The organism is Tumebacillus sp. BK434 (assembly GCF_004340785.1).
Taxonomy (GTDB): domain Bacteria; phylum Bacillota; class Bacilli; order Tumebacillales; family Tumebacillaceae; genus Tumebacillus_A.
This window is the reverse complement of the sequence record NZ_SLXS01000004.1, coordinates 415367-440448: the sequence shown is the minus strand read 5'-3', so window position 1 is coordinate 440448 and position 25082 is coordinate 415367. Positions and strand designations below refer to the sequence as shown.

General features: G+C 59.6%; 23 protein-coding genes and 2 riboswitches. Of the genes, 7 read left to right on the top strand and 16 right to left on the bottom strand.

Going from position 1 to position 25082, the window contains the following annotated elements:
- Window positions 1-16: 16 nt before the first annotated feature.
- The 9 genes from sdhB to trxA all read right to left on the bottom strand — a co-directional run bounded on the left by sdhB (window position 17) and on the right by trxA (window position 10629).
- Window positions 17-766: a succinate dehydrogenase iron-sulfur subunit gene (gene sdhB / locus EV586_RS13385; protein WP_132945617.1), complete on the bottom strand. Its 750-nt coding sequence runs from the start codon at window positions 764-766 to the stop codon at window positions 17-19.
- Between the two features lie 26 nt (window positions 767-792).
- Window positions 793-2541 (bottom strand): succinate dehydrogenase flavoprotein subunit, encoded by a 1749-nt coding sequence (gene sdhA, locus EV586_RS13380; RefSeq protein WP_132945616.1) that lies wholly within the window; start codon window positions 2539-2541, stop codon window positions 793-795.
- A 23-nt stretch (window positions 2542-2564) separates the two neighbouring features.
- Window positions 2565-3185: a succinate dehydrogenase cytochrome b558 subunit gene (locus EV586_RS13375; RefSeq protein ID WP_132945615.1), complete on the bottom strand. Its 621-nt coding sequence runs from the start codon at window positions 3183-3185 to the stop codon at window positions 2565-2567.
- A 277-nt stretch (window positions 3186-3462) separates the two neighbouring features.
- Complete coding sequence (locus EV586_RS13370; protein ID WP_132945614.1) at window positions 3463-4809, bottom strand: homoserine dehydrogenase; 1347 nt, start codon at window positions 4807-4809, stop codon at window positions 3463-3465.
- A 1-nt stretch (window position 4810) separates the two neighbouring features.
- On the bottom strand, window positions 4811-5800 hold the full coding sequence (gene metX / locus EV586_RS13365; RefSeq protein WP_132945613.1) for a homoserine O-acetyltransferase MetX: 990 nt from the start codon (window positions 5798-5800) through the stop codon (window positions 4811-4813).
- The gene (locus EV586_RS13360) at window positions 5797-6546 is read right to left on the bottom strand and encodes an aspartate kinase (protein ID WP_132945612.1); all 750 of its coding nucleotides are present in this window, start codon (window positions 6544-6546) and stop codon (window positions 5797-5799) included. The genes metX and EV586_RS13360 overlap by 4 nt, the downstream gene beginning before the upstream one ends.
- Before the next feature lie 89 nt (window positions 6547-6635).
- Window positions 6636-6752, bottom strand: a riboswitch (SAM riboswitch).
- Between the two features lie 71 nt (window positions 6753-6823).
- Complete coding sequence (locus EV586_RS13355; protein WP_132945611.1) at window positions 6824-8077, bottom strand: aspartate kinase; 1254 nt, start codon at window positions 8075-8077, stop codon at window positions 6824-6826.
- Between the two features lie 137 nt (window positions 8078-8214).
- Window positions 8215-8408: riboswitch (Lysine riboswitch) on the bottom strand.
- Between the two features lie 59 nt (window positions 8409-8467).
- A complete protein-coding gene (gene uvrC / locus EV586_RS13350; protein WP_132945610.1) occupies window positions 8468-10252 on the bottom strand; it encodes an excinuclease ABC subunit UvrC in 1785 nt (594 codons plus the stop codon).
- Window positions 10253-10314: 62 nt separating this feature from the next.
- Window positions 10315-10629 (bottom strand): thioredoxin, encoded by a 315-nt coding sequence (gene trxA / locus EV586_RS13345; RefSeq protein ID WP_132945609.1) that lies wholly within the window; start codon window positions 10627-10629, stop codon window positions 10315-10317.
- A 129-nt stretch (window positions 10630-10758) separates the two neighbouring features.
- On the opposite strand from trxA, the gene EV586_RS13340 reads away from it, so the two are divergent.
- A complete protein-coding gene (locus tag EV586_RS13340; RefSeq protein ID WP_132945608.1) occupies window positions 10759-11154 on the top strand; it encodes an Hsp20/alpha crystallin family protein in 396 nt (131 codons plus the stop codon).
- A gap of 51 nt (window positions 11155-11205) precedes the next feature.
- Here the strand turns inward: EV586_RS13340 and EV586_RS13335 are convergent, their stop codons facing one another.
- Genes EV586_RS13335 through EV586_RS13320 form a run of 4 tightly spaced genes read right to left on the bottom strand, consistent with a single transcriptional unit; the run spans window position 11206 to window position 15508 of the window.
- A complete protein-coding gene (locus EV586_RS13335; RefSeq protein WP_132945607.1) occupies window positions 11206-12300 on the bottom strand; it encodes a shikimate dehydrogenase in 1095 nt (364 codons plus the stop codon).
- Window positions 12301-12744, bottom strand: a complete 444-nt coding sequence (locus EV586_RS13330) for a type II toxin-antitoxin system RatA family toxin (protein ID WP_132945606.1) — start codon at window positions 12742-12744, stop codon at window positions 12301-12303.
- A 34-nt stretch (window positions 12745-12778) separates the two neighbouring features.
- Window positions 12779-14017 (bottom strand): aminotransferase class III-fold pyridoxal phosphate-dependent enzyme, encoded by a 1239-nt coding sequence (locus EV586_RS13325; RefSeq protein ID WP_132945605.1) that lies wholly within the window; start codon window positions 14015-14017, stop codon window positions 12779-12781.
- A 15-nt stretch (window positions 14018-14032) separates the two neighbouring features.
- On the bottom strand, window positions 14033-15508 hold the full coding sequence (locus EV586_RS13320) for a spore germination protein (RefSeq protein ID WP_243653036.1): 1476 nt from the start codon (window positions 15506-15508) through the stop codon (window positions 14033-14035).
- A gap of 102 nt (window positions 15509-15610) precedes the next feature.
- Between EV586_RS13320 and EV586_RS13315 the strand changes: the two genes are divergently transcribed.
- Complete coding sequence (locus EV586_RS13315) at window positions 15611-15862, top strand: hypothetical protein (protein WP_132945604.1); 252 nt, start codon at window positions 15611-15613, stop codon at window positions 15860-15862.
- 116 nt (window positions 15863-15978) lie between these two features.
- On the opposite strand, the gene EV586_RS13310 is transcribed toward EV586_RS13315, so the two are convergent.
- Together EV586_RS13310 and acsA are read right to left on the bottom strand one after the other, a co-directional pair.
- The gene (locus EV586_RS13310) at window positions 15979-16647 is read right to left on the bottom strand and encodes a PspA/IM30 family protein (protein ID WP_132945603.1); all 669 of its coding nucleotides are present in this window, start codon (window positions 16645-16647) and stop codon (window positions 15979-15981) included.
- A gap of 160 nt (window positions 16648-16807) precedes the next feature.
- Window positions 16808-18499 (bottom strand): acetate--CoA ligase, encoded by a 1692-nt coding sequence (gene acsA / locus EV586_RS13305; RefSeq protein WP_481937764.1) that lies wholly within the window; start codon window positions 18497-18499, stop codon window positions 16808-16810.
- Window positions 18500-18728: 229 nt separating this feature from the next.
- On the opposite strand from acsA, the gene EV586_RS13300 reads away from it, so the two are divergent.
- From EV586_RS13300 to EV586_RS13285, 4 genes are all read left to right on the top strand, one after another.
- Window positions 18729-19361, top strand: a complete 633-nt coding sequence (locus tag EV586_RS13300) for a GNAT family N-acetyltransferase (RefSeq protein WP_132945601.1) — start codon at window positions 18729-18731, stop codon at window positions 19359-19361.
- A gap of 38 nt (window positions 19362-19399) precedes the next feature.
- Window positions 19400-20050 (top strand): CBS and ACT domain-containing protein, encoded by a 651-nt coding sequence (locus EV586_RS13295; RefSeq protein ID WP_132945600.1) that lies wholly within the window; start codon window positions 19400-19402, stop codon window positions 20048-20050.
- A 3-nt stretch (window positions 20051-20053) separates the two neighbouring features.
- On the top strand, window positions 20054-21214 hold the full coding sequence (locus EV586_RS13290; protein ID WP_132945599.1) for an acetoin utilization protein AcuC: 1161 nt from the start codon (window positions 20054-20056) through the stop codon (window positions 21212-21214).
- Between the two features lie 125 nt (window positions 21215-21339).
- Window positions 21340-22614, top strand: a complete 1275-nt coding sequence (locus EV586_RS13285; RefSeq protein WP_243653035.1) for an HD-GYP domain-containing protein — start codon at window positions 21340-21342, stop codon at window positions 22612-22614.
- 26 nt (window positions 22615-22640) lie between these two features.
- Here the strand turns inward: EV586_RS13285 and EV586_RS13280 are convergent, their stop codons facing one another.
- Entirely contained in the window at window positions 22641-23489 is an 849-nt protein-coding gene (locus EV586_RS13280; RefSeq protein WP_132945598.1) for a L,D-transpeptidase family protein, read from the bottom strand.
- 156 nt (window positions 23490-23645) lie between these two features.
- On the opposite strand from EV586_RS13280, the gene EV586_RS13275 reads away from it, so the two are divergent.
- Window positions 23646-25073, top strand: a complete 1428-nt coding sequence (locus tag EV586_RS13275) for a cbb3-type cytochrome c oxidase subunit I (protein WP_132945597.1) — start codon at window positions 23646-23648, stop codon at window positions 25071-25073.
- The last annotated feature ends 9 nt before the right edge of the window (window positions 25074-25082 follow it).

The window sequence follows — 25082 nt, the reverse complement described above, 5'->3', positions numbered from 1 at the left end:
GGTCTTACCGCATGGTTTAGCGCTTCAGCCAAGACGAGATGGCGTGGCGGTTGACCGCCCCGTTCATCGCAGCGATCGACGTGGTCAGTGGAATGCCTTTCGGGCACACCTGCACGCAGTTTTGCGAGTTGCCGCACTCGTGAATGCCGCCGGTGCCCATCAGAGCTTCCAGACGGTCTTCCTTGTGCATTTCGCCGGTCGGATGCGTATTGAACAGGCGAACCTGCGAAATGGCAAACGGACCGATGAACGAGGTGCGCTCGTTGACGTTCGGACACGCCTCGACGCACGCGCCGCAAGTGAAGCACTTGGACAGCTCGTACGCCCATTGGCGGTCGCGTTCCGCCATGCGCGGACCCGGACCCAGGTCATACGTGCCGTCGATCGGCACCCATGCTTTGACTTTCTGCAGGGCTTTGAACATGCGGCTTCTGTCGATGACGAGGTCGCGGACGACCGGGAACGTGCGCGCCGGCTTCAGGCGGATCGGCTGCTCGAGCTGGTCGACCAGCGCCGAGCACGCTTGCCGCGGCTTGCCGTTGATGACCATCATGCACGCGCCGCAGATTTCTTCCAGACAGTTCGATTCCCAAGCGACCGGTGCGGACTGCTTCCCGTTCGTGTCGACCGGGTTGCGCTGGATCTCCATCAGGATTGCGATCACGTTCATGTTCGGACGGTACGGTATGCGGAATTCCTGCGTATACGGCTGGCTGTCCGCACGGTCTTGACGTTCGATGATGACTTGAATTTCTTTTTGGCTCATGCGAGTCTCCCCCTTTCGTCGCAGTATTAGTTCTTATCGACTGCGTAGTTGCGCAGACGCGGCGGAATCAGCGATACGTCGATGTCTTCGTACGAGATTTCCGGGCCGTTCGGCGTCCAGGTCGCAATGGTGGACTTGAGGAATTTCTCGTCATTGCGGTCCGGGAACTCCGGCTTGTAGTGCGCGCCGCGGGACTCGTCGCGCATCAGGGCGCCGACAGTCATCACGCGGGCCAGTTCGAGCATGTTCCAGAGCTGGCGGGTGAACGGTGCCATCATGTTCTCCCAGCGGGACTTGTCGGCCATGCCGATCTTGTGCCAGCGCTCCATCAGCTCTTGGATCTTCTCGTCGGTCTTCTTCAGACGGTCGTTGTGACGAACAACAGTTACGTTGTCGGTCATCCACTGGCCGAGTTCGCGATGCAGCGCATACGGGTTCTCGGTGCCTTCCATCTTGAGGATCGATTCGTATTTTTGCTCCTGCTTCTTCGCAGCCGTCTCGAAGATCGACTTGTTGACGTCAGCAGAAGACTTCTTCAGGCCTTTGATGTAGCGGACTGCGTTCGGGCCGGTCACCATGCCGCCGTAGATCGCGGAGAGCAGGGAGTTAGCGCCGAGGCGGTTCGCACCGTGGTACTGGTATTCACACTCGCCGGCTGCGAACAGGCCCGGGATGTTCGTCATCTGGTCGTAATCGACCCACATGCCGCCCATCGAGTAGTGAACGGCCGGGAAGATCTTCATCGGAACTTTGCGCGGGTCGTCACCGGCAAACTTTTCGTAGATCTCCATGATACCGCCAAGCTTTACGTCGAGCATTTCTTTCGGAATGTGCGAAACGTCGAGGTAGACCATATTTTCGCCGTCGATGCCGAGGCCAAGGTCGACGCAGACATGGAAGATCTCGCGGGTCGCGATGTCACGCGGCACGAGGTTGCCGTATGCCGGGTACTTTTCTTCGAGGAAGTACCACGGTTTGCCGTCTTTGTACGTCCAGACGCGGCCGCCTTCGCCGCGCGCCGACTCGGACATCAGGCGCAGCTTGTCGTCGCCCGGGATCGCGGTCGGGTGGATCTGGATGAACTCACCGTTGGCGTATTTTACACCTTGCTGGTACACAGCGGATGCTGCGGTGCCGGTGTTGATGATCGAGTTGGTGGAACGGCCGAACACGAGGCCCGGGCCGCCGGTCGCGAGGATGACAGCGTCACCCGTGAAGGAGTGCATCTCCATCGAGCGCAGGTCTTGTGCCACGATGCCGCGGCAAGTGCCTTCCTCATCGAGGATCGCCTGCACGAACTCCCAGCCTTCGTACTTCTGCACGAGGCCTTGGGACTCGAAGCGGCGCACCTGCTCGTCGAGCGCGTAGAGCAGCTGCTGGCCGGTGGTTGCGCCTGCGAATGCGGTGCGGTGATGCTTGGTGCCGCCGAAGCGGCGGAAGTCGAGCAGACCTTCCGGTGTGCGGTTGAACATGACGCCCATGCGGTCCATCAGGTGGATGATGCCCGGTGCCGCATCGCACATCGCCTTGACCGGAGGCTGGTTCGCGAGGAAGTCGCCGCCGTAGACGGTATCGTCAAAGTGTTCCCACGGCGAGTCGCCTTCACCTTTGGTGTTGACCGCGCCGTTGATGCCGCCTTGGGCACACACGGAGTGAGAACGTTTTACTGGTACTAACGAGAACAGATCGACCGGAATCCCGGCTTCGCAAACCTTGATGGTCGCCATCAGGCCCGCAAGGCCGCCGCCGACGATCACAACACGTTGGTTGCTCATTGCGTTTCCTCCCTTAGGCTAACTTACGCTACTGCGTCGCGGAAAGCGATCAGAGCAGATGTGCCGACTGCGGACAGCACGATGAACAGACCCATCAGCACATACGCGGAGACGCGTTGCGCGCGCGGGCCGACCGTGACGCCCCAGTGGATGAAGAAGCCCCACAGGCCGTTTGCCAAGTGGAACACTGCTGCGATCGTGCCGATGATCATGAACCAGAACCCGACCGGGGAGCTCACGATCTGCACGACCATGTCAAAGGACGGAGCATCGCCTGAGAAGCGGGTCGTCCACAGATGCCAGATCACAAAGATAAAAGTGAATACGCCGGACGTGCGCTGCAAGACAAACATGAGGTTGCGGCCCCAGGAATACTTGTTCGCGTTGTAGCCCGAAGTATATGCGACATACATGCCATAGACGCCGTGATAGATCAACGGCAGGAAAATGAAAACGAATTCAATAAACGGCAAAAACGGCATGGTCTCGAGCACGCCCACCTTGTCGTTAAATGCCTGCTCGCCTTTCGTGGCGAACGAGTTGATGGTCAGGTGCATCACCAGGAACAATGTGACCGGAATGACGCCGAGCAACGAGTGCAAGCGGCGAAATAAGAACTCTCGGCTAACTTGTTTGTTGGCCACTTGTCGATCCTCCTTCCAAGATACCTGTGAACGAACGAATTCACAGTCGGTGTTTTCTCTTTTCTCTCCGTACTCCCCTTATGACGATGCGATAAGGCGCCCCCCTTTGCTTCCTTTGACCGTCCCGTCCATGACCCGGAGGGGCTCGGGCGGCCGAATCAACGCAACATAAATTGTACTGTTTTAGTAGAAGTAATGTCAAGAAACTGTCAAATGCGACAAGTTCCTACGCAGTTGTCAACTCTCACCTATTCAGATTGCGCGATTCGGCCGGCTTTTACGCATAACGGGCGTTCGTTTCGTATCCCGAAGCTTCTGCCTCCCATTTTACACCTGTCTTGATTTCCCCTTCAACGTTCAAAAGAAGCGTCGACAGCGGCTCAGCGACGATTTGCGAGCTATATTCGACCGTACGGTGCACTTGCTCTTCCGTAACTCCCCCTAACAGCCACGCATGGTGCAGGCCATCGGCTGCAACGGCCGTGCGGTAGTCGGCGACCAGACCGCCCGCCGACTCGACCGCGCGCTGCACAGCCAGAGCCAGCTCCTGTGCCTGCTCGGGACAGGAAGTCAGGGACAGAAAGTAGCAGCCGGTCTGCTCCGGGCGTTTCGCGGCTGCGGCCAGCGGGCGCTTCCAGCTCGGGCGGCGGATGGTGTCTCCTTGGGTGAGCAGGGCGGTCAGGTCTTCGATCACCGCGCTCGCCGTGGGAAGCTCGCCCGCCCCGCGGCCGATCAGGGTCAGGTCGCCGACGACATCGGCGCGCAAGGTGACAGCGTTGAACACATCGCCTACGCGGGCCAGCGGATGAGCGGACGGCAGCAAGCGCGGTTTGACCGACAATTGCACCGCCCCGTCCTGCTCTTGCACATGGCCGATCAGCTTGACCGCATAGCCCATCCGCTCGGCGAGCAGCAGGTCGTGACCGGAGATCGCCGAAATGCCCTGGCGGTCGATCGCCTCGACCTCGACACAGGCGTCGTAGGCGAGGTTGGTCAGGATCGCCAACTTGTAGGCGGCGTCATATCCTTCGACGTCGGAGGTCGGGTCGGCTTCCGCATAGCCGAGCGCCTGCGCTTCGGCCAGCACCTCGGGGAAGCTGCGCCCCGTCTTCGTCATCTCGGTCAGAATGTAGTTGCTCGTGCCGTTCAAGATGCCGGAGATCTCATGCACGCGGTTGGCAGTCAGGTAGCCTTGCAGCATATGAATGACCGGAATGCCTCCGGCGACGCTCGCTTCGAACAGCAAATGGACGCCGTTTTGCTCAGCCAATCGCAGCAGCTGTGCGCCGTGTTTGGCCATCAGCTCTTTGTTGGCGGTGATCACATGGCGCTTACTGGTCAAGGCGGCTTCGATGATCTCTTTGGCGGGATGGATGCCGCCGATCACTTCAATATAAATGTCGATCTGCTCATCGCCGAGCAGCTCCTGCGGCTCCAAACACAGCACCTTGTCATCGATCACAAAGCCGCGCTCCTTCTCACGGTCGCGGACGAGGACGTTGACCACTTCCACGGCACAGCCGGTGCGCTCGAGGATCGTCACTCTGTTTTTCAGCAAAGTCTTATACACCCCGCCGCCTACCGTGCCCAGTCCCAGCAAACCTACTTTTACCTGTTTTTTCATGTCAATTCCCTCCCGTTTCCGCCAAGAATTCTTCGATCAGCGCGCTCAACTGCTCGCCTTCCACCAAAAAGGCGTCGTGTCCGTACTCCGAGTACAGCTCGCGATAGGTGACGTTTTTGCCCAGTCTGGCCAGGCGTCTCGCCCAAGACCTCTGCTCCTGCGGCGGATAGAGGTGGTCGGTGTCGATCCCGACCCACAGCACATCCGCTTCGATCCGCTTCAGCGCTTCGATCTCTCCGCCCCGCCCGCGTCCGATGTCGTGCAGGTTCATCGCTTGGAGCAGGCAAAGGTAGGAGCTTGCATCAAAACGCCCGAGCAGCTTTTGCCCCATGTGTTCGAGATAGCTTTCGATCTGAAACACCGTCTCGCCAAGCGGCGCTTGCGGATGTTTCACCTCGCGCCCGAAGCGCGCTTCGAACAGGTCAAAGGAACGGTAGGTGATCATGCCAATCTTGCGGGCCAGGGCAAAGCCGGCCGGGCCGCCGATCAGGATCGCTTCACGCATGACGTGGTTGTAAGCGATCGCCAGCGCCGAGAGCTTTGCAGACGCCGCGATCGGGGCACAGCGGCGCACGAACTTCGGATCGCTGACCGCCCATTCGATCGCCTGCAACCCGCCCATCGAGCCGCCGAGCACCAACTGCAGGCAACGCACGCCGAGCTGCTCCAGCAAGCGCTTCTGCGCCGCGACCATGTCGCGGATGGTCACCGTCGGGAACGCCGGGCGCGTCTTGGGCCCGGTCGAGCCTGCACAGCCGCCGAGCACGTTCGAACAGACCACATAATACCGATTGATGTCCAAGACCTTCCCCGGTCCGATCAGCGGCGCCCACCACTGGTCGGCCTGCGCATCTCCGGTCAAGGCGTGGCAGACGAGAATCGCATTGTCGCCGCGTTCGTTAAGCGTACCGTACGCCGCATACGCGATCTCCACATCGGGCAGCACCGCCCCGCTTTCCAATTCCACTGCGCCAATCTGCAGCACGCTCATCGTCCCGCTTCCTCCTTTGTTTCACCGATCCATGTGCCCGCTCCGGCATGGAACGAGGAGCGCACCGTGACCGGCACCCGATTCGCTTTCGCCGTCTCCACCGCCCGGGGATGGAGCACCACCGCGCCGCCGGTCGCCAGCTCCAGCATCTCTTCATAGCTCAGGCGATCGATCATGCGGGCGGTCGGCACGACGTTAGGATCGGCGGTGTAGACCCCATCCACATCGGTGCAGATCTCACACAGCTCCGCCTTCAAGGCGGCCGCCAGCGCCACCGCAGAAGTGTCCGAACCGCCGCGCCCGAGCGTCGTCGGGTCGCCGGCCGGGTTCACGCCTTGAAATCCGGTCACGATCACCACCCGGCCGGCCTGCAGCTCCGCCCGGATGCGGAGCGGGTCGATGCTCAGAATCTGCGCCTCCCCGTGCAAGTCTTCGGTGCGAATCCCCGCCATCGCACCGTTCAGGGACACGCTGGGCACGCCGAGCGCTTGCAAGGCCAAGGCGAGCAAGGCTGCCGAGACCTGCTCCCCGGTCACCAGCAGCATGTCGAGCTCGCGGCGACAAGGCTGATCGGTCAATTGCCCGGCCAGCCCGAGGAGTTGATCTGTCGTATGTCCCATCGCCGAGACCACAACGACCGCTTCATAGCCGTTGCGCACCGTCTCCTGCACGCGACAGGCTGCCTGCCGGATCTGCTCCGGCCCGGCAAGCGAGGTGCCACCAAATTTCTGTACGATCAATGCCACGCTGTGTTCACTCCGTTTCCTGTCACAGGGGCAAAACAAAAACCCCCGCTTCAAATTGAAGAGGGGGTTCCATTTATCGGACTCCGCACCTCTTATCTGTCAGACTCTAAAAGTCTGCTGGATTTAGCACCTCTTCGCTTGTGTCGGTACACAAACGAGGTTGCCGGGCTTCACAGGGCCAGTCCCTCCGCCGCTCTCGATAAGAGTTGATCTATTGAGTTGTCAAACAAGATTTTCTATATCTTACTATGCCAAAAAACGGCTGTCAATTCCTCTTTTACTCATTCCCGCTCAAGCCGGACACGATGGCCGTCTCGGCGCTGTCCAGACCGAACGTCGAGTGCAGCACCTGCACCGCTTCATGGGCGTGCGCTCTGTCGATGACGCAAGAGACTTTGATCTCCGACGTTGAGACCATCTTGATCCCGATACCCGCTTCCGCCAACGCGCCAAACATCTGCGCGGCAACGCCCGGATTGGAGATCATGCCGGCACCGACGATCGACACTTTCGCCAGATCTTCTTCCATTTCCAAACCGGCCCCGCCAAATTCAGGCAGCAGGCTCTCCAGCACCGGAACGGCCGTGTCCAAGTCGCCGTGCTCGATGGTGAAGGAGATGTCAGACACCCCTTCATGCGCCACCGACGTGACGATGATGTCGACGTTGACCGACGCTTCCGCCAGCGCGCGGAAGATTTGATGCAAGTTGCCGATGCGGCTCTTCACGCCGACGAGCGACACCTTGACCACGTTCATATCGTGGGCGATGCCACGCACGATCATTCCCTGTTCCATCTGAGCTTCCTCCTCGACCAGCGTCCCGGTGTTTTTGTTAAAGCTGGAGCGCACCATCAGCGCCACGTGATATTGTTTCGCAAACTCCACCGCCCGCGGATGCAGCACCCCGGCGCCGAGGTTGGCGAGTTCAAGCATTTCGTCATAGGAGATGCGGTCGAGCTTCTTCGCCGCCTTCACCACGCGCGGATCGGTCGTGTATACGCCGTCGACGTCGGTGTAGATCTCGCAGAGGTCGGCGCCGATCGCAGCGGCCAGCGCCACCGCCGTCGTATCCGATCCGCCGCGGCCAAGCGTCGTGATGTTGCCAAGCTCGCTCATCCCTTGGAATCCGGCAACGATCACCACCTGCCCCGCCTCCAGTTCACGGTGAATCCGCGCCGGGTCGATGCCGGTGATGCGCGCCTTGCCGTGCACCGCTTCGGTGCTGATGCCGGCCATGCCTCCGGTCAGCGAGACGCTTTGCAGTCCGAGCGTCTGCACCGCCATCGCCAGAAGAGCGATCGAGATCTGCTCGCCGGTGGTGAGCAGCATATCCATCTCGCGAGCCGACGGATTCCCGGTCAGCTGTGCGGCCAATCCAATCAGATCGTCGGTGGTGTCTCCCATCGCCGAAACGACGACCACCACTCGGTTGCCGGCTTGTGCAGTCTCCGCCACCCGGCTCGCCACGCGCTTGATGCGCTCCGGGTTGGCGACCGAAGAGCCGCCATATTTTTGTACGATCAACGCCACTGTTTCTCCACTCCCATTCTTGAATTTTCGGGAACTTCAGTCTCACAGGACGGAGAGTCACGCAAATAAAAACAGCCAGTAGAAGGATGTCCTTCTATGGCTGCGCATAGTCGTGGTGATCCCCTCTCTCCCCCGAAATGTGAGATAGTACTCCACACAGGCGTTGGGTCGCTCCTGTGTGACAGTTCTGCATCTCTTAAATGCAGACCCAGCCGTGCGCCTTCCGTGAACAGGCCCAGACTTCGGCGATGATCCCTTTCCCATAGCGGTTCCCAGAGCTTCTCGGGCTCTCCCCGCGGTACTGATGATGCAACGCGCCTCTACTCACCTCATAAGAGATGAGATTTGTAATCTTAAATTGTTTAACTGCCCCTCATTCTAACACAGGGTCTAAACTTGTGCAAGATAGGCAAGAATTTCTTTCGCCAACTTATCGCCAATGCCGATTTTGCGAAACTCTTCGACCGGCGCGTTTTTGATCGCCGGAAGCGACCCGAAATGCTTGAGCAGCTCTTTGCGGCGCTTTTCGCCGACGCCCGGGATGTCGTCGAGGATCGAGCGGATCGCATTCTTCCCGTGCTGCTGGCGATGGAAGGTGATCGCAAAGCGATGCACTTCCTCCTGCACGCGGGTCAGCAGATAAAACGCCTGCGAACTGCGGTCGATCGACACCGGCACAGGGTCGTGGCCGAGGAACAGCTGCGACGTGCGGTGCTTCTCGTCTTTGGCCAGGCCGCAGACCGGGATGTCGAGGCCGAGCTCGTCTTCGAGCACTTCCAGCGCGGCGTTGATGTGCCCTTTGCCGCCGTCGATGACGATCAGGTCGGGCAGCGGGGAATTTTCTTTGAGCAGACGGGTGTAGCGGCGGCGCACCACCTCTTGCATCGAGGCGTAGTCGTTCGGGCCTTCCACCGTCTTGATCTTGTATTTACGGTATTCCTTTTTGTTCGGACGTCCGTCGTCAAAAACGATCATCGCCGCCACCGCATCGGTGCCTTGGATGTTTGAGTTATCGAACGCTTCGATCCGGCGCGGCGTCGGAATCATCATCACTTCGCCGAGCTCTTCGATCGCTTTCACCGTGCGCGACGTGTCGCGGTCCATCAGCTTGAACCGCTCATCCAGCGCGATGCGGGCGTTTTCGTTCGCCATGTCGACGAGCTGCTTTTTCGAGCCGCGCTGCGGGTAGCGGACTTTGACCGAAGTCAGCCACTGGCCGATCAGCTCGGTGCCTTCGCCTTCGCGCGGCAGGAGGATCTCTTGGGGCAGGTCGTGGTTGTCGATGTAAAATTGGGCGACATACGAGAGGAAATCGTCCATCTCGTCGCCGTGGTAGTGGAAGATCTCCACCGCGCGCTCGATCATCTTGCCCTGGCGCATGTAGAAGACCTGCACGCACATGTATTCTTTATCGGCGTGATAGCCGAACACATCGCGGTCGACGTTGTCGTGCAAGTCGACCTTCTGCTTCTCCATCACGCGGTCGATCTGCGCGATCTGGTCGCGCAGCTCTTTGGCGCGCTCAAAATTCAGATTCTCCGCTTCCTGCATCATCTTGTCCTGCAGGTTCTTCTTGATCTCCTCATGGCCGCCGTTGAGGAATTTGGAGATCTCTTTGATCATGCCCGCATACGTCTCCGGCTCGACCGGATATTCGCATGGAGCGACACATTGGTTGATGTGATAATACAGGCAGACTTTGTCTTTCAAGGTCTTGCATTTGCGCAGCGGATACAGCCGGTCGAGCAGCTTTTTCGTCTCCGTCGCGGCGCTGGCGTTCGGGTACGGGCCGAAGTATTTGCCCTTGTCCTTTTGCACGCGGCGCGTGATCTCCAGCCGCGGATGCTCGTCGGCGGTGATCTTGATATACGGGTACGCCTTGTCGTCCTTCAGGTTGATGTTGTAGATCGGCAGGTGCTTTTTGATCAGCGTGCCTTCCAGCACCAGCGCCTCGACTTCCGTGTTGGTGACGATATATTCGAAATCGGCGATGTTCGAGACGAGCAACTGGGTCTTGCCGGAATGCGCGCCGTTGAAATAGGAGCGCACGCGGTTCTTCAAGACTTTGGCTTTCCCGACGTAAATGATCTCGCCGTCGTGGCTTTTCATCAGGTAGACGCCCGGTTTGTCGGGCAGAAGCTTCAGCTTTTCACGAATCTGTTCGCGAGTGTCCATAGACCTCCCCCCTCCTCATCCCTACATCATACCACAAAAAAAGCACCGCCTGTGCGCGATGCTTACAGATGCGGCCTGATCGTGTCGAGCAGGGCCTTTTTCGATTGGAAACCGTGGATTTTCTCCACCGGCTTGCCGTTTTTAAAGAGCACGATCAGCGGAATGCTCATCACCTGAAACCGCGCAGCGAGCTGTCCGTACTCGTCTACATTGACTTTCATGACCCGGAGCTTCGATCCGAGCTCCCGGTCCAGCTCATCGAGAACGGGGGCCAGCATCCGGCACGGGCCGCACCAGGGCGCCCAAAACTCCACAACTGCCGTTCCTTGCGCGATCAATTCGTTAAAATTCGAATCGGTGGCATTTTGAATCGCCATGAGGGTCCCCCCATCTCCATTCGCAAAAGCACGTATGTGCAGAATCGATTTGTATCCATACTATATGTGGTTCTCAACCATCATACCACAAACTTATTACAGCGAACCGACAGAGAGAGGAGTGGTGACATGAACCATTTTTTCCAAGAGCAGGTGCTGCCGATGCTGCACAAACTGCTGCCCTACGGCGAGCTCGGCCCGCGCGTGGAAGTGCGCCAGACCCCCAACCATGTCGTCGTGCTGGCGGAGGTCCCAGGACTCAGGCACCCGGAGCATCTCGATGTGCGCGTGCAGAGCACGATGATCACCATCCGCGGTGAAGTGACCCGCGAACTGCCGGAAAAGGAAGGAGATGACCTGTTTTACAGCGAGCGGATGTACGGCAAATTCTCCCGCTCCGTGCCGCTGCCGGTCGCCGTCGTGCCAGACCGGGTCGAGGCGAGCTATCAAGACGGCATGTTGCGCGTGAAGATGCCGAAAGACTCGCTGCAGCCGGGCACGCATGTGCCTGTCGATTTTTCTTAATTCTTCGCTCGTATCCATTTCTTTGAAACGAACAAAAATCCCTGCCCGAATTTACGGGGCAAGGATTTTTTTCTTGCGCTTCAGATCGGCGCGCTGGCGGATGCCGCCGATCTGCTCCGGGGAGAGCAGCCGTTCAAACGAGCGAAAGGCCGCCAGCTGGAAGCCGTGCTTGCGGGCCAGCGCATCGATCTCGCGCACCTGCTCCACGCCGATCGAGCGCCCGAGCGTAAAGCATTCATAGCGCCCTTCCAGCGCGAGGAGCATCGTCTCCGCCATGCAGGCGTAGACGATCCCGTGCGGGAGGCCAAACGAAAACGGCTTGCCCTCCCAGCCGCCCGGCACCTCGACGAGGCCGCCTTCGATGACCAGCACGTCGTCGCGCTCCGCCGCCACCCGCCGCGACACATCGCGGGGGCGCGCCACATCGCAGACCACCGCGCCCGGCTTCAAGTCTTCCGGATGGATCAGCTCTTCCGCCGCTGAGGACACGGCGAGCACGATGTCCGCTTCCCGCACCGCCTCGCGCAGGTCAGGCTGAATGTCGGCGAGCACGGCGGACTCGGAAAAAATCAGCCCGGCCAGCCCTTCCAGCTTCTCCTCGTTGCGTGCCGTCAAAATCAGCCGACCGACCGAGGCCGCCATCATCCGGGCGCAGACCGCGCCGATCGCCCCGGTTGCGCCGACGACGCAGAGATTGGCGCGACCGAGGTCGATGCCCATCAGTCCTGCCGCCTGACAGGTCGCCTGAATCGCCGTGGCGACCGTATAGGAATTGCCGGTCGTCACCGGGATCGACAACTGGCGGGCGACGCTGATGCCGGCGTCCCCGACGACCGAAGTTAAGGCGCCAAGGCCAATGATCTGCGCCCCTTGCCGCTCCGCTTTCTTGCAGGCGGCGATGATTTTGCGCAGCACAAACGGCACGGGCAGGTCGAGCAGCTGGCGGGAGGTCAAGGTGGTCGCGACCAGCCACCCTTCCGCTTCCGCCCCGCGCACGCGGATGTTCTGCATGTGCTGGGCGTTGATCGGCGGGGCGTGTTTCAGAAACGACTCCACCCACTCGCTGGAAAAACGGTCGACCAGCGGATATTTGCGCGCCACGTCACGGGTGTCAAACGGGTGAATCACAAAGCCGAACTTGCCCATCTACTTCCTCTCCGTTTCACAGCGCGACTTGATCGCGCGCAGCATCGCTTCCCCGTTTTGGCGCAGTTTCAAAGTCGCGACCGGGTTGAGCAGGGAGGACAGCATCGGCACACCAAAATCAAAATCGACGACGAGCGTCACTTTGCACTGCCCGTCCGCCTCTTCCACGCGCCACTCCCCTTCGAACCGCTTCAGGTCGCCGCTGACTTGGCGGTAGGTGATGCGGCCGTTGCCCGGGTCGAATTCATCGCGCTCCAGCCAGCGGAAATTCATGCCGGAGATCGAGGTGTCCCACGAGGTGACCGTCCAGCCCTCGCCTTTCTCGACGACCTCCAGCTTGTTCAGGGAAGGCATGAAGCGCGGATAGGATTCCATATCGGAGATCAGACCGTATACGCGGCTGCGCTCTCCGGCGATCAGTTCGCTCACTTCCACACTCGGCATGTCCCTTCACCCCTTTCTAACGAAATTTGCAGCTTTACGAGATTTGCAGCTGCTGAACCCCCGACTGCAGCGCCGCTTCCAGCACCTGCACGACCTGATCGATCTCGTGCTGCTCGATCACCAGCGGCGGCTCGATGCGGGTGACGCTGAGGTTGTTCAGCGCAAACGCCGTCAGCACGCCGCCGGCGATCATCTCGCTCAAGATCAGCCCGCCCAGCGCATCGGACGTGAACTCAAGCCCAATCAGCAAGCCGATGCCGCGCACCTCTTGGATCGTGCCCGGATAGCGCTCCTGCAGGCCGCGCAACTTGGTCAGCAGGTACTCGCCTTTCCACGCCGCCTGCTCCTCCAACTTTTCGGAGACCAGCACGTCCAGCGCGGCGTTGGCGGCCGCGCAGGCCAGCGGATTGCCGCCGAAGGTCGAGGTGTGCAAGAGCGGCGCCGCTGCATACTGCTCATAGAGCTCCGGGCGGGCGACCACCGCGCCGATCGGCATCACGCCGCCGCCGAGCGCTTTTGCCAAAACGAGGATATCCGGCACGACCCCGTCATGCTCGACGGCGAATCGTTTCCCCGTGCGGCCAAGCCCGGTCTGCACTTCATCGGCGATGAACAGCGCCCCGGACGCATCGCAGATCGCCCGCACTTGCTGCAGGTAGCCCGGCGGCGGCAGGATCACGCCCGCCTCGCCCTGCACCGGCTCCAAAATCACCGCCGCCGTCTCTGCATCGACCCGTTGGCGCAGCAGCTCGGCGTCGCCAAACGGCACATGCAAAAAGCCGTCCAACAGCGGCTGAAACGGTTCGCGGTACGTGTCTTTGCCAGAAGCGGACAGCGCGCCGAACGTCTTGCCGTGAAAACCGCCGATCGCGGCGACGATCTTCTTGCGCCCGGTGCTCAGGCGGGCCAGCTTCAGCGCCGCTTCCACCGCTTCCGCTCCCGAGTTGCAAAAGAAGCTGTAGCGCAGGTCGCCCGGCGTGAGCTGAGCCAGTTTTTCGGCCAGATCGGCCATCGGCTTGGACAGCAGCACTTTGCTCGCCAGCGGCATCCGGTGCAGCTGTGCGGAGACCGCTTCGAGAATTCTCTGGTTACGATGCCCAAAGGAATAGGCGCCATATCCGCCGACACAGTCAAGATAGGTCGTCCCGTCTGTGTCGCGCACGCGGGAGCCGCGCGCTTCGTCCTCCACCTGTGCCAGCCCCATTACGCGCAGCAGCCGGGCCAGGCCGGGGTTGATAAATTGTTCATACTGTTCGATCACGCGATCTCTCATCGGCGAACTCTCCTTTTACTTGCGGGTGTCGTCACGCGGGTGCAGGATCTTGGGACGCTTGGTGTTCCATTCGACAGGCGAGCGGAACAGCACGTGCACCAGCGCGTTCCAGTTGAACGGCACGAGCGGCCAGAAGTACGGCGTATCGAGCGACTTGGTACGAATGAGCAGGACCAGCCAGAGCACGATGCCGGCGATGAATCCAAAAAAACCGAAGATCCCGGTGATCACGAGCAGCCCCAGCCGCACGAGCTGGTTGGCCAGCGACAGTTCATAGCTCGGCGTGGCGAACGTGCCCATCGCAGCGATCGCCGTGAAGAGGATGACTTCGTTGGAGAAGAAGCCGATCTCGATCGCGACCTGCCCGATCATCAAGGCGGCGACGAGACCGAGCGCCGCGCCGAGCGGATTTGGCGTATGCACGGCGGCCATGCGCAGCATCGCCAGCCCGATCTCGGCGAAGATCAGCTGCCAGAACAGGGAGATCGCAAGTTGCTGCTCCGGAATCGTAAATTCGAAGAAACTCGGCATAAACGTCTGGTTCATCACCTGCCCCATCCAGAGCGGACTGAGCAGGATCGAGAACAGGATGGCGAGAAAGCGCAGCCAGCGCACATAGACGCCGATGATCGGCTTCTGGCGGAACTCCTCGGCGTGCTGCACATGATGGAAAAAGGTCGTCGGCGTGATCATCACGCTCGGCGAGGTGTCGACATAGATCAGGACATGCCCTTCGAGCAGATGCACCGCCGCCACGTCGGGGCGCTCCGTATAGCGCACCAGTGGATACGGGTTCCAGTTGCGGCCGAACATCAGCTCTTCGATCGTCTTTTCCGCCATCGGCAGACCGTCGATGATGATTTCTTGGAGCTTGTTTTTGATCAATTGGACAAGGTCGGGATTGGCGACGTCTTCAATGTAGGAGATGACGATATCCGTTTTCGAGCGCTTGCCGACCTGCACGTACTCCATGCGCAGCCCCGGGTCGCGGACGCGGCGGCGGGTCAGGGCGGTGTTGAAGATCATCGTCTCCACAAATCCGTCGCGGGAGCCGCGCACGACCCGTTCGAGATCCGGTTCGGCCGGACCGCGCGCCGGATAGGTGCGGGCGTCGATCGAGATCGCTTTCGTTTCCCCGTCGAGCAGAAAGACGAGCGGACCGGAGAGGACGGCCGTCTTGACCGCTTCCAGGTCCTCGACGATCTCGACTTCGAGGTAGCCGATCTGCGTTTCGAGCAGTTTTTTGATCACGTCGCTGGTCAGCGCATCTTGCGGAAGGTTGGCCAGATGCTCCATGATGCGGTTCATGATGTCGTCTTTGGCGAAACCGTCGACAAAATACAACGCGAACCGCTTGCCGCCGTATTGCAGCTCCCGGCAGATCATATCGAAACTTTTTTTCACGCCCAGCTCTTGGTTCAGAATGTCGATGTTTTGCTGAATCTCGGTGTTGAGGGCGCGCTTTTGCGGAGTTTCGACGATGTCAGGCACGGGCAGCACCTCCTTTGTGCTTTCCAATACCCACCAGTATGAACCTTGGATGAAGCGGTTCAAACATGGGAACGCTACTTTGCAGAATTGGAGGTGTAGATCATGGAAAAGAAAGGCAAGCGCAAATGGTTTCGCAACTATGAGCTGGAATATGTGCAGTCGGTGAGCAACACGCTGGTGCCGGAAGAGTTTCCGGAAGGGCCGTACGGCGCATCGGTGTTTAATGACCAGCCGCTCGGCAAATCCACGCCGTGGGAGCCGGGCCAGCAGACCAACAATCGCTTCTTCGACGAGAACCCGGCCTTCACCGACGAAATCGCCCATCCTGACAGCGCCGATCTTCCCGATCTGTAACAATAGAAACAGCCCTGCTCCGAAGCGAGCAGGGCTTTTAGAATGGCCTGTGGAATTGGGATCATCAAAACAAGCTCTGGCCTGTTGAGCGCCCGAGCTTGTGAGGATGATGCGGCTTACTTTTTCAGTTTTGCTTTCAGCGCTTCCAGTTCCGCATCGATCTCCGAAGTGTTGTTTTTGTTCAGCTCGGCGAACTCGCGGTCGAGGGACTTGCTGCCCGACACTTCATTCGAAGCTTCGGCTTCCGCTTCGAGCTGGAGCACTTTGTCTTCCATGCGGGAGAAGCCTGCCGCCGCGTTGTTGGAGCCGATGCCGGAGAGGGTCTGGTTGATCTGCTTTTGCGCCTTCGCCGCTTCTGCACGGGCTTTCAAGGTGTCTCGCTTGTTTTTCATTTCGCCGAGCTGCTCTTTCATCTCGCCGAGCTTGCCGCGCAGGCCGTCGGCCACCGTTTTCGCGCTCTCGTACTGCGCTTTGAAATCGGCCGCCTTTTCGGCCATCGCCTTTTTGTCGACCAGCGCGCGGCGCGCCAGGTCTTCATTGCCCGCTTCCAGCGCCTGCAGGGCTTGCGCTTCACGCTTCGTCGCGAGCTCTTCCGCTTCGAGGTACTGCTGCTGCAGCTTTTTCTCCACCGCAATCTGCTTGGCCACCGCCGACTCAGCGTCTTGGATGTCTTCTTCCATGTCGCGCAGATATTGATCGAGCATTTTCACCGGATCTTCCGCTTTGTCGAGCAATGCGTTGATGTTTGCCATCGTCAAATCGCGCAGTCGTTTAAAAAGGGCCATCTATTTCTACCTCCCAAGAGTATGGATACCTGCTTTTGCTATATAGTACGGATCAACCAGCTCCGTGGTTTCACCCATCTTGCAAATATTTTTCCAAAAGCGACTTGCAAAACAAAAAGCATCTCTGCCCAAGTACCGGCAGAGATGCTTTTTGGTGCGCTTAGTCTTCCATCGTCGACAGGTCGCCGGTCGGCAAGCCCAGTTCCCACGCTTTCAAGACGCGGCGCATGATCTTGCCGGAGCGCGTCTTCGGAAGCTTGTCGCGGAACTCGATCTCGCGGGGCGCGGCGTGGGCGGCGAGGCCTTTTTTGACGAAATCGCGGATCTCTTCGATCAGCGCGTCAGACGGCTCGTAGCCTTCGCGCAAGGCGACAAACGCTTTGATGATCTCGCCGCGCAGCGGGTCCGGCTTGCCGATGACGCCCGCTTCGGCGATCGCCGGGTGCTCGACGAGCTTCGATTCGACTTCGAACGGGCCGACGCGCTCACCCGACGTGTTGATCACATCGTCGATGCGGCCTTGGAACCAGAAGTACCCGTCTTCATCTTTGTACGCCGAGTCGCCGGAGATGTACCACGGCTGGAGTCGGAAATACTCTTCATACTTCGCCGGGTTGTTCCAGATGCGGCGCATCATCGACGGCCACGGCGCGCGAATCGCCAGGTTGCCCATCGTGTTCGCCGGCAGCTCGTTGCCCGCATCGTCGACGATCGCTGCGTAGATGCCCGGGAACGGCTTGCCCATCGAACCCGGCTTCATCGGCATCGACGGGTAGTTGGAGATCATCTGCCCGCCCGTCTCAGTCATCCACCAGTTGTCGTGGATGCGCTTGCCGTACACTTTCAAACCCCAGCGCACCACTTCTGCGTTCAACGGTTCGCCGACCGACAGGATGTGGCGGACGGAGGACAGGTCAAATTTTTTCACCAGATCATCGCCCGCGCCCATCAGCATGCGAAACGCCGTCGGAGCGGAATACCAGACCGAGACGTTGTAGCGCTGCAGGGTGTTGTACCAGTCTTCCGGCGAGAAGCGACCGCCGCGGATGACGTTCGTCACGCCGTGCAGCCACGGACCCCAGATGCCATATGCCGTGCCGGTCACCCAGCCCGGGTCGGCGGTGCACCAATAGATATCGCCGCGCTTTAAGTCCAAGACCCACTTTGCAGTCTGGAAGTGCTGAATCATCGCGTTATGTACATGCAGGACGCCTTTTGGCTTGCCGGTCGAACCGGACGTATAGTGCAGCACCAGCCCGTCTTCGCGGTCGACCCACGCGATCTCCAGCTGATCGGACGCCGCGTCCATCTCCTGCTGGAAATCCACTTCATGCGCCGCCAGCTCGCCTTCTGCTCCGACCAAAAACACGTGCTTCAGCGCCGGCAGCTCGGCAACCGGCACGCGGTCTTTCAATTTCGGCGTCGTGATGATCGCCACCGCTTCCGCATCTGCCAGGCGGTCTTTCACCGCCGCTTCCATAAAGGCTTCGAACAGCGGACCGACGATCGCTCCGATCTTCACCGCCCCCAGCAGCGCCGCATACAGTTCCGGGGAGCGCGGCATGAAGATAAAGACGCGGTCGCCTTGCTTCACGCCGTATTTTTTCAACACGTTGCCGAACTTGTTGGACAGCGCTTTCATTTGCGCGAATGTATAAGACTCATCGCGAACCGGATCGCTGTAATAGAGGGCGATGTCGTCGCCGCGTCCGCTTTCCACATGGCGGTCGATCGCTTCATAAGCAGCGTTGACGTTGCCGGTCGTGGACCAGCTGAACTCCTTCTCGACTTCTTTCCAATCAAAAGCGGCGTAGGCGTCCTCATAGTTTTGCAGGTTGTAGCCGGTCGTCATCACGTCGATCAGCTCTTGGTGTTGTGCATCAGACATCCTCCGATCCCTCCTTCGTCTCCAAAATATTCGAAATTCGCATTCATCTTGTTGCTACACATTGTAGCACAAGTTAACAAAGTGCCACAACGAATAGTTTTCCTCTTTCTAGTAGATTCTATGTAGATTGTATGTGCGGCTTCGACAAAAAATTATTGTATAATTGGAGACATCAACGGAGGTGAATCCTTCCATGGAACATCCCAAGACTTACTTCAGCAAGACGGTCGCCACTGCGGGCGGCGAACTGATCATCGAAGGTCCGGTCGAGCCGGAGCGGCTGGCCGCTTATGAGTTTCACGAGGGCCTGTCCGCCTTTCGCGTGCCGGAAAAACAAAAGCAGGCGGTGATCGGCATCGCCGGGCTGCCGGAAGGGCGAATCATCATCGCCCGGCATGGCTCGGTCGTCGCCGGCTATGTCACCTACCTCTACCCCGATCCGATGGAGCGCTGGGCGGAGGCGCAGATGGACAATCTGATCGAGCTTGGCGCGATCGAAGTCGCCGCACCGTACCGGGGCAGAAGCGTCGCCAAAGCGCTGCTCGACATCTCGTTTCGCGACGACGCGATGGATGATTATATTGTGATCTCAACCGAGTATTACTGGCACTGGGATTTGGAAACCACCGGACTGAGCGTCTGGGATTATAAAGAAGTGATGAAAAAGATCATGGGTTCGGTCGGGATGGAGATGTTTGCGACCGATGACCCGGAGATCACCTCCCATCCGGCGAACATGCTGATGGCCCGCATCGGATCGCGCATCGATCTCGATGCGATCGAGAAATTCAACGAGGTTCGCTTCAAGAACCGCTTCTTCTATTAAGCAAGTATTTCGCGAGTACTAGCGAGGGAGATGACAACATGCTCGTAGAACAGATCATGACTCGTGACGTGGTGACTCTTGCGCCCGACAACACCTTGCAGGAAGCGCTCGACATCTCGCGCCGCCACCGCTTGCGGCATCTGCCCGTGGTCAAGGACGGCTTTCTCGTCGGCCTGATCTCCGACCGCGACCTGCGCGCCGCCGCGCCGTCCAGTCTGGACCAGGCGGGCGATAACTCGATCCTCTGCGACGTGCGGGTCGAGCAGTTGATGGTCAACGAGGTGATCACGGCGCATCCGCTCGATTTTGCCGAAGACGCCGCGTCGCAGATTTACAAGCACTTCATCGGCTGCCTGCCGGTCGTCAGCCAAAACAAGCTGGTCGGCATCGTCACCGAGCGCGACGTGCTGCGCACCTTAGTCGAGATGATGGGGGTCAACGCTCCGACCTCGCGGATCGAAGTGGAAGTGCCCGACAAGTCGGGCATGCTCGCCCAGATCTCCGACCTGCTGCGCGCCCGGCGCATCAACACATCGGCCGTGATGGTCTTCCCCGGCGGAAAAGAAGGCTACAAGACGATCGTCTTCCGGATTCGGACGATGGACCCGCGCGGCTTCATCCAAGACATCGAAGCGGCCGGATACCGCGTCAAGATGCACCCGTGCGCGGTGACAGACGGCGAGGTGTAGCGCATGGCTGGAAACGGAAACAGCGCGTTTGTGTACAGCGACGCGTTTACCCGGTATAAATTTACGGAAGACCATCCGTTCAATCCGAAACGCTTGGAGATGACGCTCGATCTGATCCGCACGCTGGATCTGCTCGATCCCGGCCAGATCGTCACGCCGCGCCCGGCGACGTTTGAGGAGCTGGCCCGCGTGCATGACCCGCGCTATCTGGAGGCGGTGATCGCCGCATCGGCAGCCGATGCCGACCCGGACGATTTTGCCCGCTGGGGTCTGGGCACCGAGGATACGCCAATCTTCACCGGGATGCACGACGCCACATCGCTGATCGCCGGCGGAACGCTGGTTGCAGCCGAACTGGTGATGTCCGGCGCCGCTCGCCATGCGCTGAACATGGCGGGCGGCCTGCATCATGCGCGGCGGGCGGAGGCGTCCGGATTTTGCGTCTACAACGACATCGCCGTCGCCATCGCCTATCTGCGCGAAACGTACGGCGCCCGCGTCGCGTACATCGACACCGATGCCCACCACGGCGACGGCGTGCAGTGGATCTTCTATGAAGATCCGGACGTGTTGACGCTCTCCCTGCATGAGACGGGCAAATACCTCTACCCCGGCACCGGCGAGATCGTCGAGCGCGGCGAAGGGCGCGGCTACGGCTATTCGCTGAACGTGCCGCTGGAAGCGTTCACAGAAGACGATTCGTGGATGAACGCCATGCGCTCCGTCGTCATCCCGACGTTGCAGAAGTTCGCCCCCGACATCATCATCCACCAGAACGGCTGTGACGCGCACCACTACGACCCGCTGACCCATCTCTCGGCGACGACGCGCATCTACCGCGAGATGCCGCAAGTCACGCGGATGCTGGCCGAAGAGCTGTGCGACGGGCGCCTCGTCGCTGTCGGCGGCGGCGGGTATGACATCTGGCGCGTCGTGCCGCGGGCGTGGACGATGCTCTGGGCGGAGCTAAACGGCGACCCTTTGCCGGAGCGCGTGCCGGACGCCTGGCTGTCCCGCTGGCAGAGCGAATCGCCAGATCCTTTGCCCGCGCACTTTATCGATCCGCCCGGCAGCTTTGAGCCGATCCCCCGCCGGGCGATCATCGAAGAGAAGAATGAAATCACCGTGCGCCGAGTTCTTAATGGAACTCCACTTCTGTTTTGACAAATCACCATTAACGGCCCCTTGCTGATTATTTGGATTTTTTTATCAAGGGGCTGTTTTGTTTGCAGGATTTTTTAATCTGTTATCGAATGGAGTTTTATGCAAGCGATTGGGGGGTCTTGCAAATGTTGCTGGAATATCTGCTTTTTGCTATCTTAACGTACGCTGCCTACAACATGTACTACTATGTTCCGGTTGGGAATCACGGCAACTTCCGCGATGACGGGCACATTTTGTGCTGGATCGCCGCCTCCTTGATTGGCGGCTGGCCGGTGCTGTTGTTCTCGGTGATGATTTTGCTGGTTTTGTACTCTTTGGAACTGTACAAACACGGCCTGCCGTACAAGCCGAAGAATTTACTTTTGTTTATCACCCAGGCAGTGACGATCTACGAGGTATCCCATTTCTTAACGGAAACGGTGTTTTCCTTAGACAATCCGCTGGGCATTTTTCCGGCGATGTTTCTGACGCTCTGCATCACGCAGCTGGTCACCGTCGCCATGTCGTCCTGGCTGTTTCGCGTGTCGCTGCGCGTCGGCGGCTGGAAACGCCAGCTGCTCAAGTTCAATCTGATCGACTCGCTGTACTTGAGCCTGTATTTCATCTGCGCGGCGTACATCGATACGCTGGGAGCAACCTGGCAGCTCAGCTTGCTGATGAACGGCACGATCATGTGCGCGCTGATCGGACTCTATTACTGGCGCACCGTCGGCATCCTGCAGGCGCAGACCGTCCAGAAGAAGATCCTCGAAGTCGAGGCGCTGAACGCCCAGATCACCAAAGCCAATCAGCAAGTGCTGCTCGCCTTCGCGTCGGCGCTGGAGAAGCGCGACCCGTACACGGCGGGCCACTCGGAGCGCGTCGCCCACTATGCGGTGCAGATCGGCCGGGAGCTGGGGCTGTCCGAAAAAGACCTCGACATCATCCGTCTTGGCGGGCTGCTCCATGACATCGGCAAGATCGGCATCCCGGACAGCGTGCTGATCAAGCCGGGCAAGCTGACCCAGGAAGAGTATGACGTGATGAAACAGCATCCGGTGATCGGCGAAGAGCTCCTGCGCGGGGCGACGCTCGACGATCTGAACGCCGAAGAGCGCGAGAAGATGCTGGAGATCGTGCTCTCCCATCATGAGCGCCCCGACGGGCGCGGCTATCCGCACGGCTTGACCGAGGCGGAGATCCCGCTGTTCGCCAAGCTGACATCCGTCGCCGATGCTTTCGACGCGATGACGAGCAACCGCGCCTACCGCAGCGCCATGCCGGTCGCCAAAGCGGCGAGCATCCTCGCCGAAGGATGTGGCACGCAGTTCTGGCCGCCGGCGGTGGAAGCGTTTTTGCGCGTGTTGCAGCGGGAAGCGCAGATCGCCGAAGCGGCAGCCGCACGACAAGAAAGCACCTGACCATAAGGTCGGGTGCTTTTTTTTGTTTACGGATTGCGCACGCCGAGCGCTTCGTCGTAGTGCTGGACGATGCTCTCCAGCGTGTTCGGACCGACGATACCGTCGACGACGAGGTCTTTGTCCGCCTGAAAGGAGCGCACGGCAGCCGCCGTATTCGGGCCGTACAGCCCGTCGAGGTCGCCTTTGTAGTAGCCGAGGCTCTGCAGCATGCGCTGCGCTTCGATCACATCGTTGCCATAGGGCACGCCGATGCGCAGGATGCGGGACGTCTGCGCTTCGCCTGTGATTTTGACCAGCGTGCCGATCGGGACCAATTCATAGAGCTCATCCACGTCTTTGTTGTACATCCGCACACAGCCGTGCGAGACGGCTTTGCCGATCGAATACGGATTGTCGGTGCCGTGGATGCCGTAGCCGCCAAACGGGATCGACAGGCGCATCCAGCGCGTGCCGAACGGGCCGCCGGGATTGAGCGCCTTTTGGGTGATCTTCCAATCGCCAAGCGGTGTCGGCATGGTCATGGTGCCGACGCCGACCGAGTACGTTTTGACGAGATGGGCCGATTTGTATAGGTAAAGCACGAAGCGCTCCGTGTCGATCTGGATGCGGTACTCTCCTGCCTGCGCGGCGTTTAACTGCACGCCCGGCTCGCTGATGCCGATCGCCGACCACGTCTCCGGGCCGACCACGCCGTCCTGCTGCAAGCCTTGCAGCTCTTGAAAGCGCCGCACCGCGTCGAGCGTCATCGGTCCGTACACGCCGTCCGGCGGGTCGTACATCAACCCGAGCTCCACGAGCCGCTCCTGCAATGCAGTCACATCCGGGCCGCGCAGATAGGGGCTGACGAGCCGCAGGAACCGCGACGCGTAGATCATCAACTTCTCCCCCTTCAGGTCGTCTCTCCACTGCTCCGTACTACACTATGCCTCCCCGCTGCACCTCATGCCAGCCATGCATACTCCTACCGCCATTGGGAACATTTTAAAGGAACCCATTTAACGGCATACCTGCAAGTGAAAGGAGATTCAACCATGGCACAAAGCACCTCCCTCACCGCTGCTTCCCCTTTTCCCAAAGGCAGCCTGACGGTGAAATTTTTCTTCTACACCGCTCTGTTTTACTTGCTGGCCAGCATGGTGTTAGGGTTGATTGTCGCCCTGAAGTCGGTCAATCCCGACTTTCTGACCGGCTCGCGGTTCTTCCAGGAGTATTTCCAATACGGCAGGCTGCGTCCTGTGCACGTCAACACCGCCGTGATCGGCTGGATGACCACCATGTTCTTCGGCATCACGCTCTACGGGGTGCCGGTGCTGTGCAAAACGCAACTGTACAGCGAAAAAGTTGGTTTGTTCACCGCAGCGTACTGGAATCTCAACTACATCGTGGGCGCCGGCTCGATCCTCGCCGGCTATCAGACCGGTGTCGAGTACGGCGAGATGCCGTTGCTCTTTGACATCGGGGTCGTGATCTGTGTGGCGCTGACCTTATGGAACTTGTTCATGACGGCCGTGCACCGCAAGGAGCGGGTGCTGTACGTCTCGCTCTGGTATTGGATCGCGTCGGTCATGTTTCTCGCCATCGTCTACATCGTCGGCAACATCCCGGCCGGCTGGGCCGGTCCGGGATCGGCACAGATGAACTATCAGTACTTTTACATGCACAATATCATCGGCCTGTGGATCACGCCCGTCGGAGTCGGCACCTTGTATTACCTGCTGCCGAAGCTGACCCAGCGCCCGATCTACTCGCACAAACTGTCCCTGATTGGCTTCTGGACGATCGCCGCGTTTTACGTGTGGAACGGTCCGCACCATCTGATCAACGGGCCGATTCCGTTCTGGCTGATGAAGGCGGGGATCATCCCGTCGCTCTTGCTGCTGATCCCGGTCTGGTCGGTGCTCGCCAACGTGGTCGGGACGATGAAGGGCGTCTGGTACAAAGTCTCGCAAAACATTTCACTGAAGTTCCTGATGACCGGCACCCTGTTCTACGGGCTGGCCTGCATCCAAGGGCCGTTCCAGTCGCTGATGGGGCCGCACGCGATCCTGCACTTCACCTATTGGACGGTCGGGCATGCACACATGCCGCTGTTCGCCGGCTTCTCGCTGATCCAGTTTTCCGCCTTTTATTACATCCTGCCGCGCGTGGCTTACCGCCACATCTACTCGCGCGCACTGATGAACTGGCACTACTGGCTGTCGGTGCTCGGGTTTGTCATCTTCGCCTTCGCGATGTGGACGGCAGGCATCATCCAAGGCTTCGAGTGGATGGACGGCAAGCAGCTCGGCGCGTCGTTTGTGGAAATGATGGAATCCCTGCACATCTTCCTGATCTCGCGCGCTGTCGGCGGGACGATGATGTTCCTCGGTCAGGTCTTCTTCGTCTGGAACGTGTTCAAGACGGTGACAGCTGGCCGCCACGTGACGGCGGACGACGAGATCTTCATGAAGACATCCTAAGGAAACGAG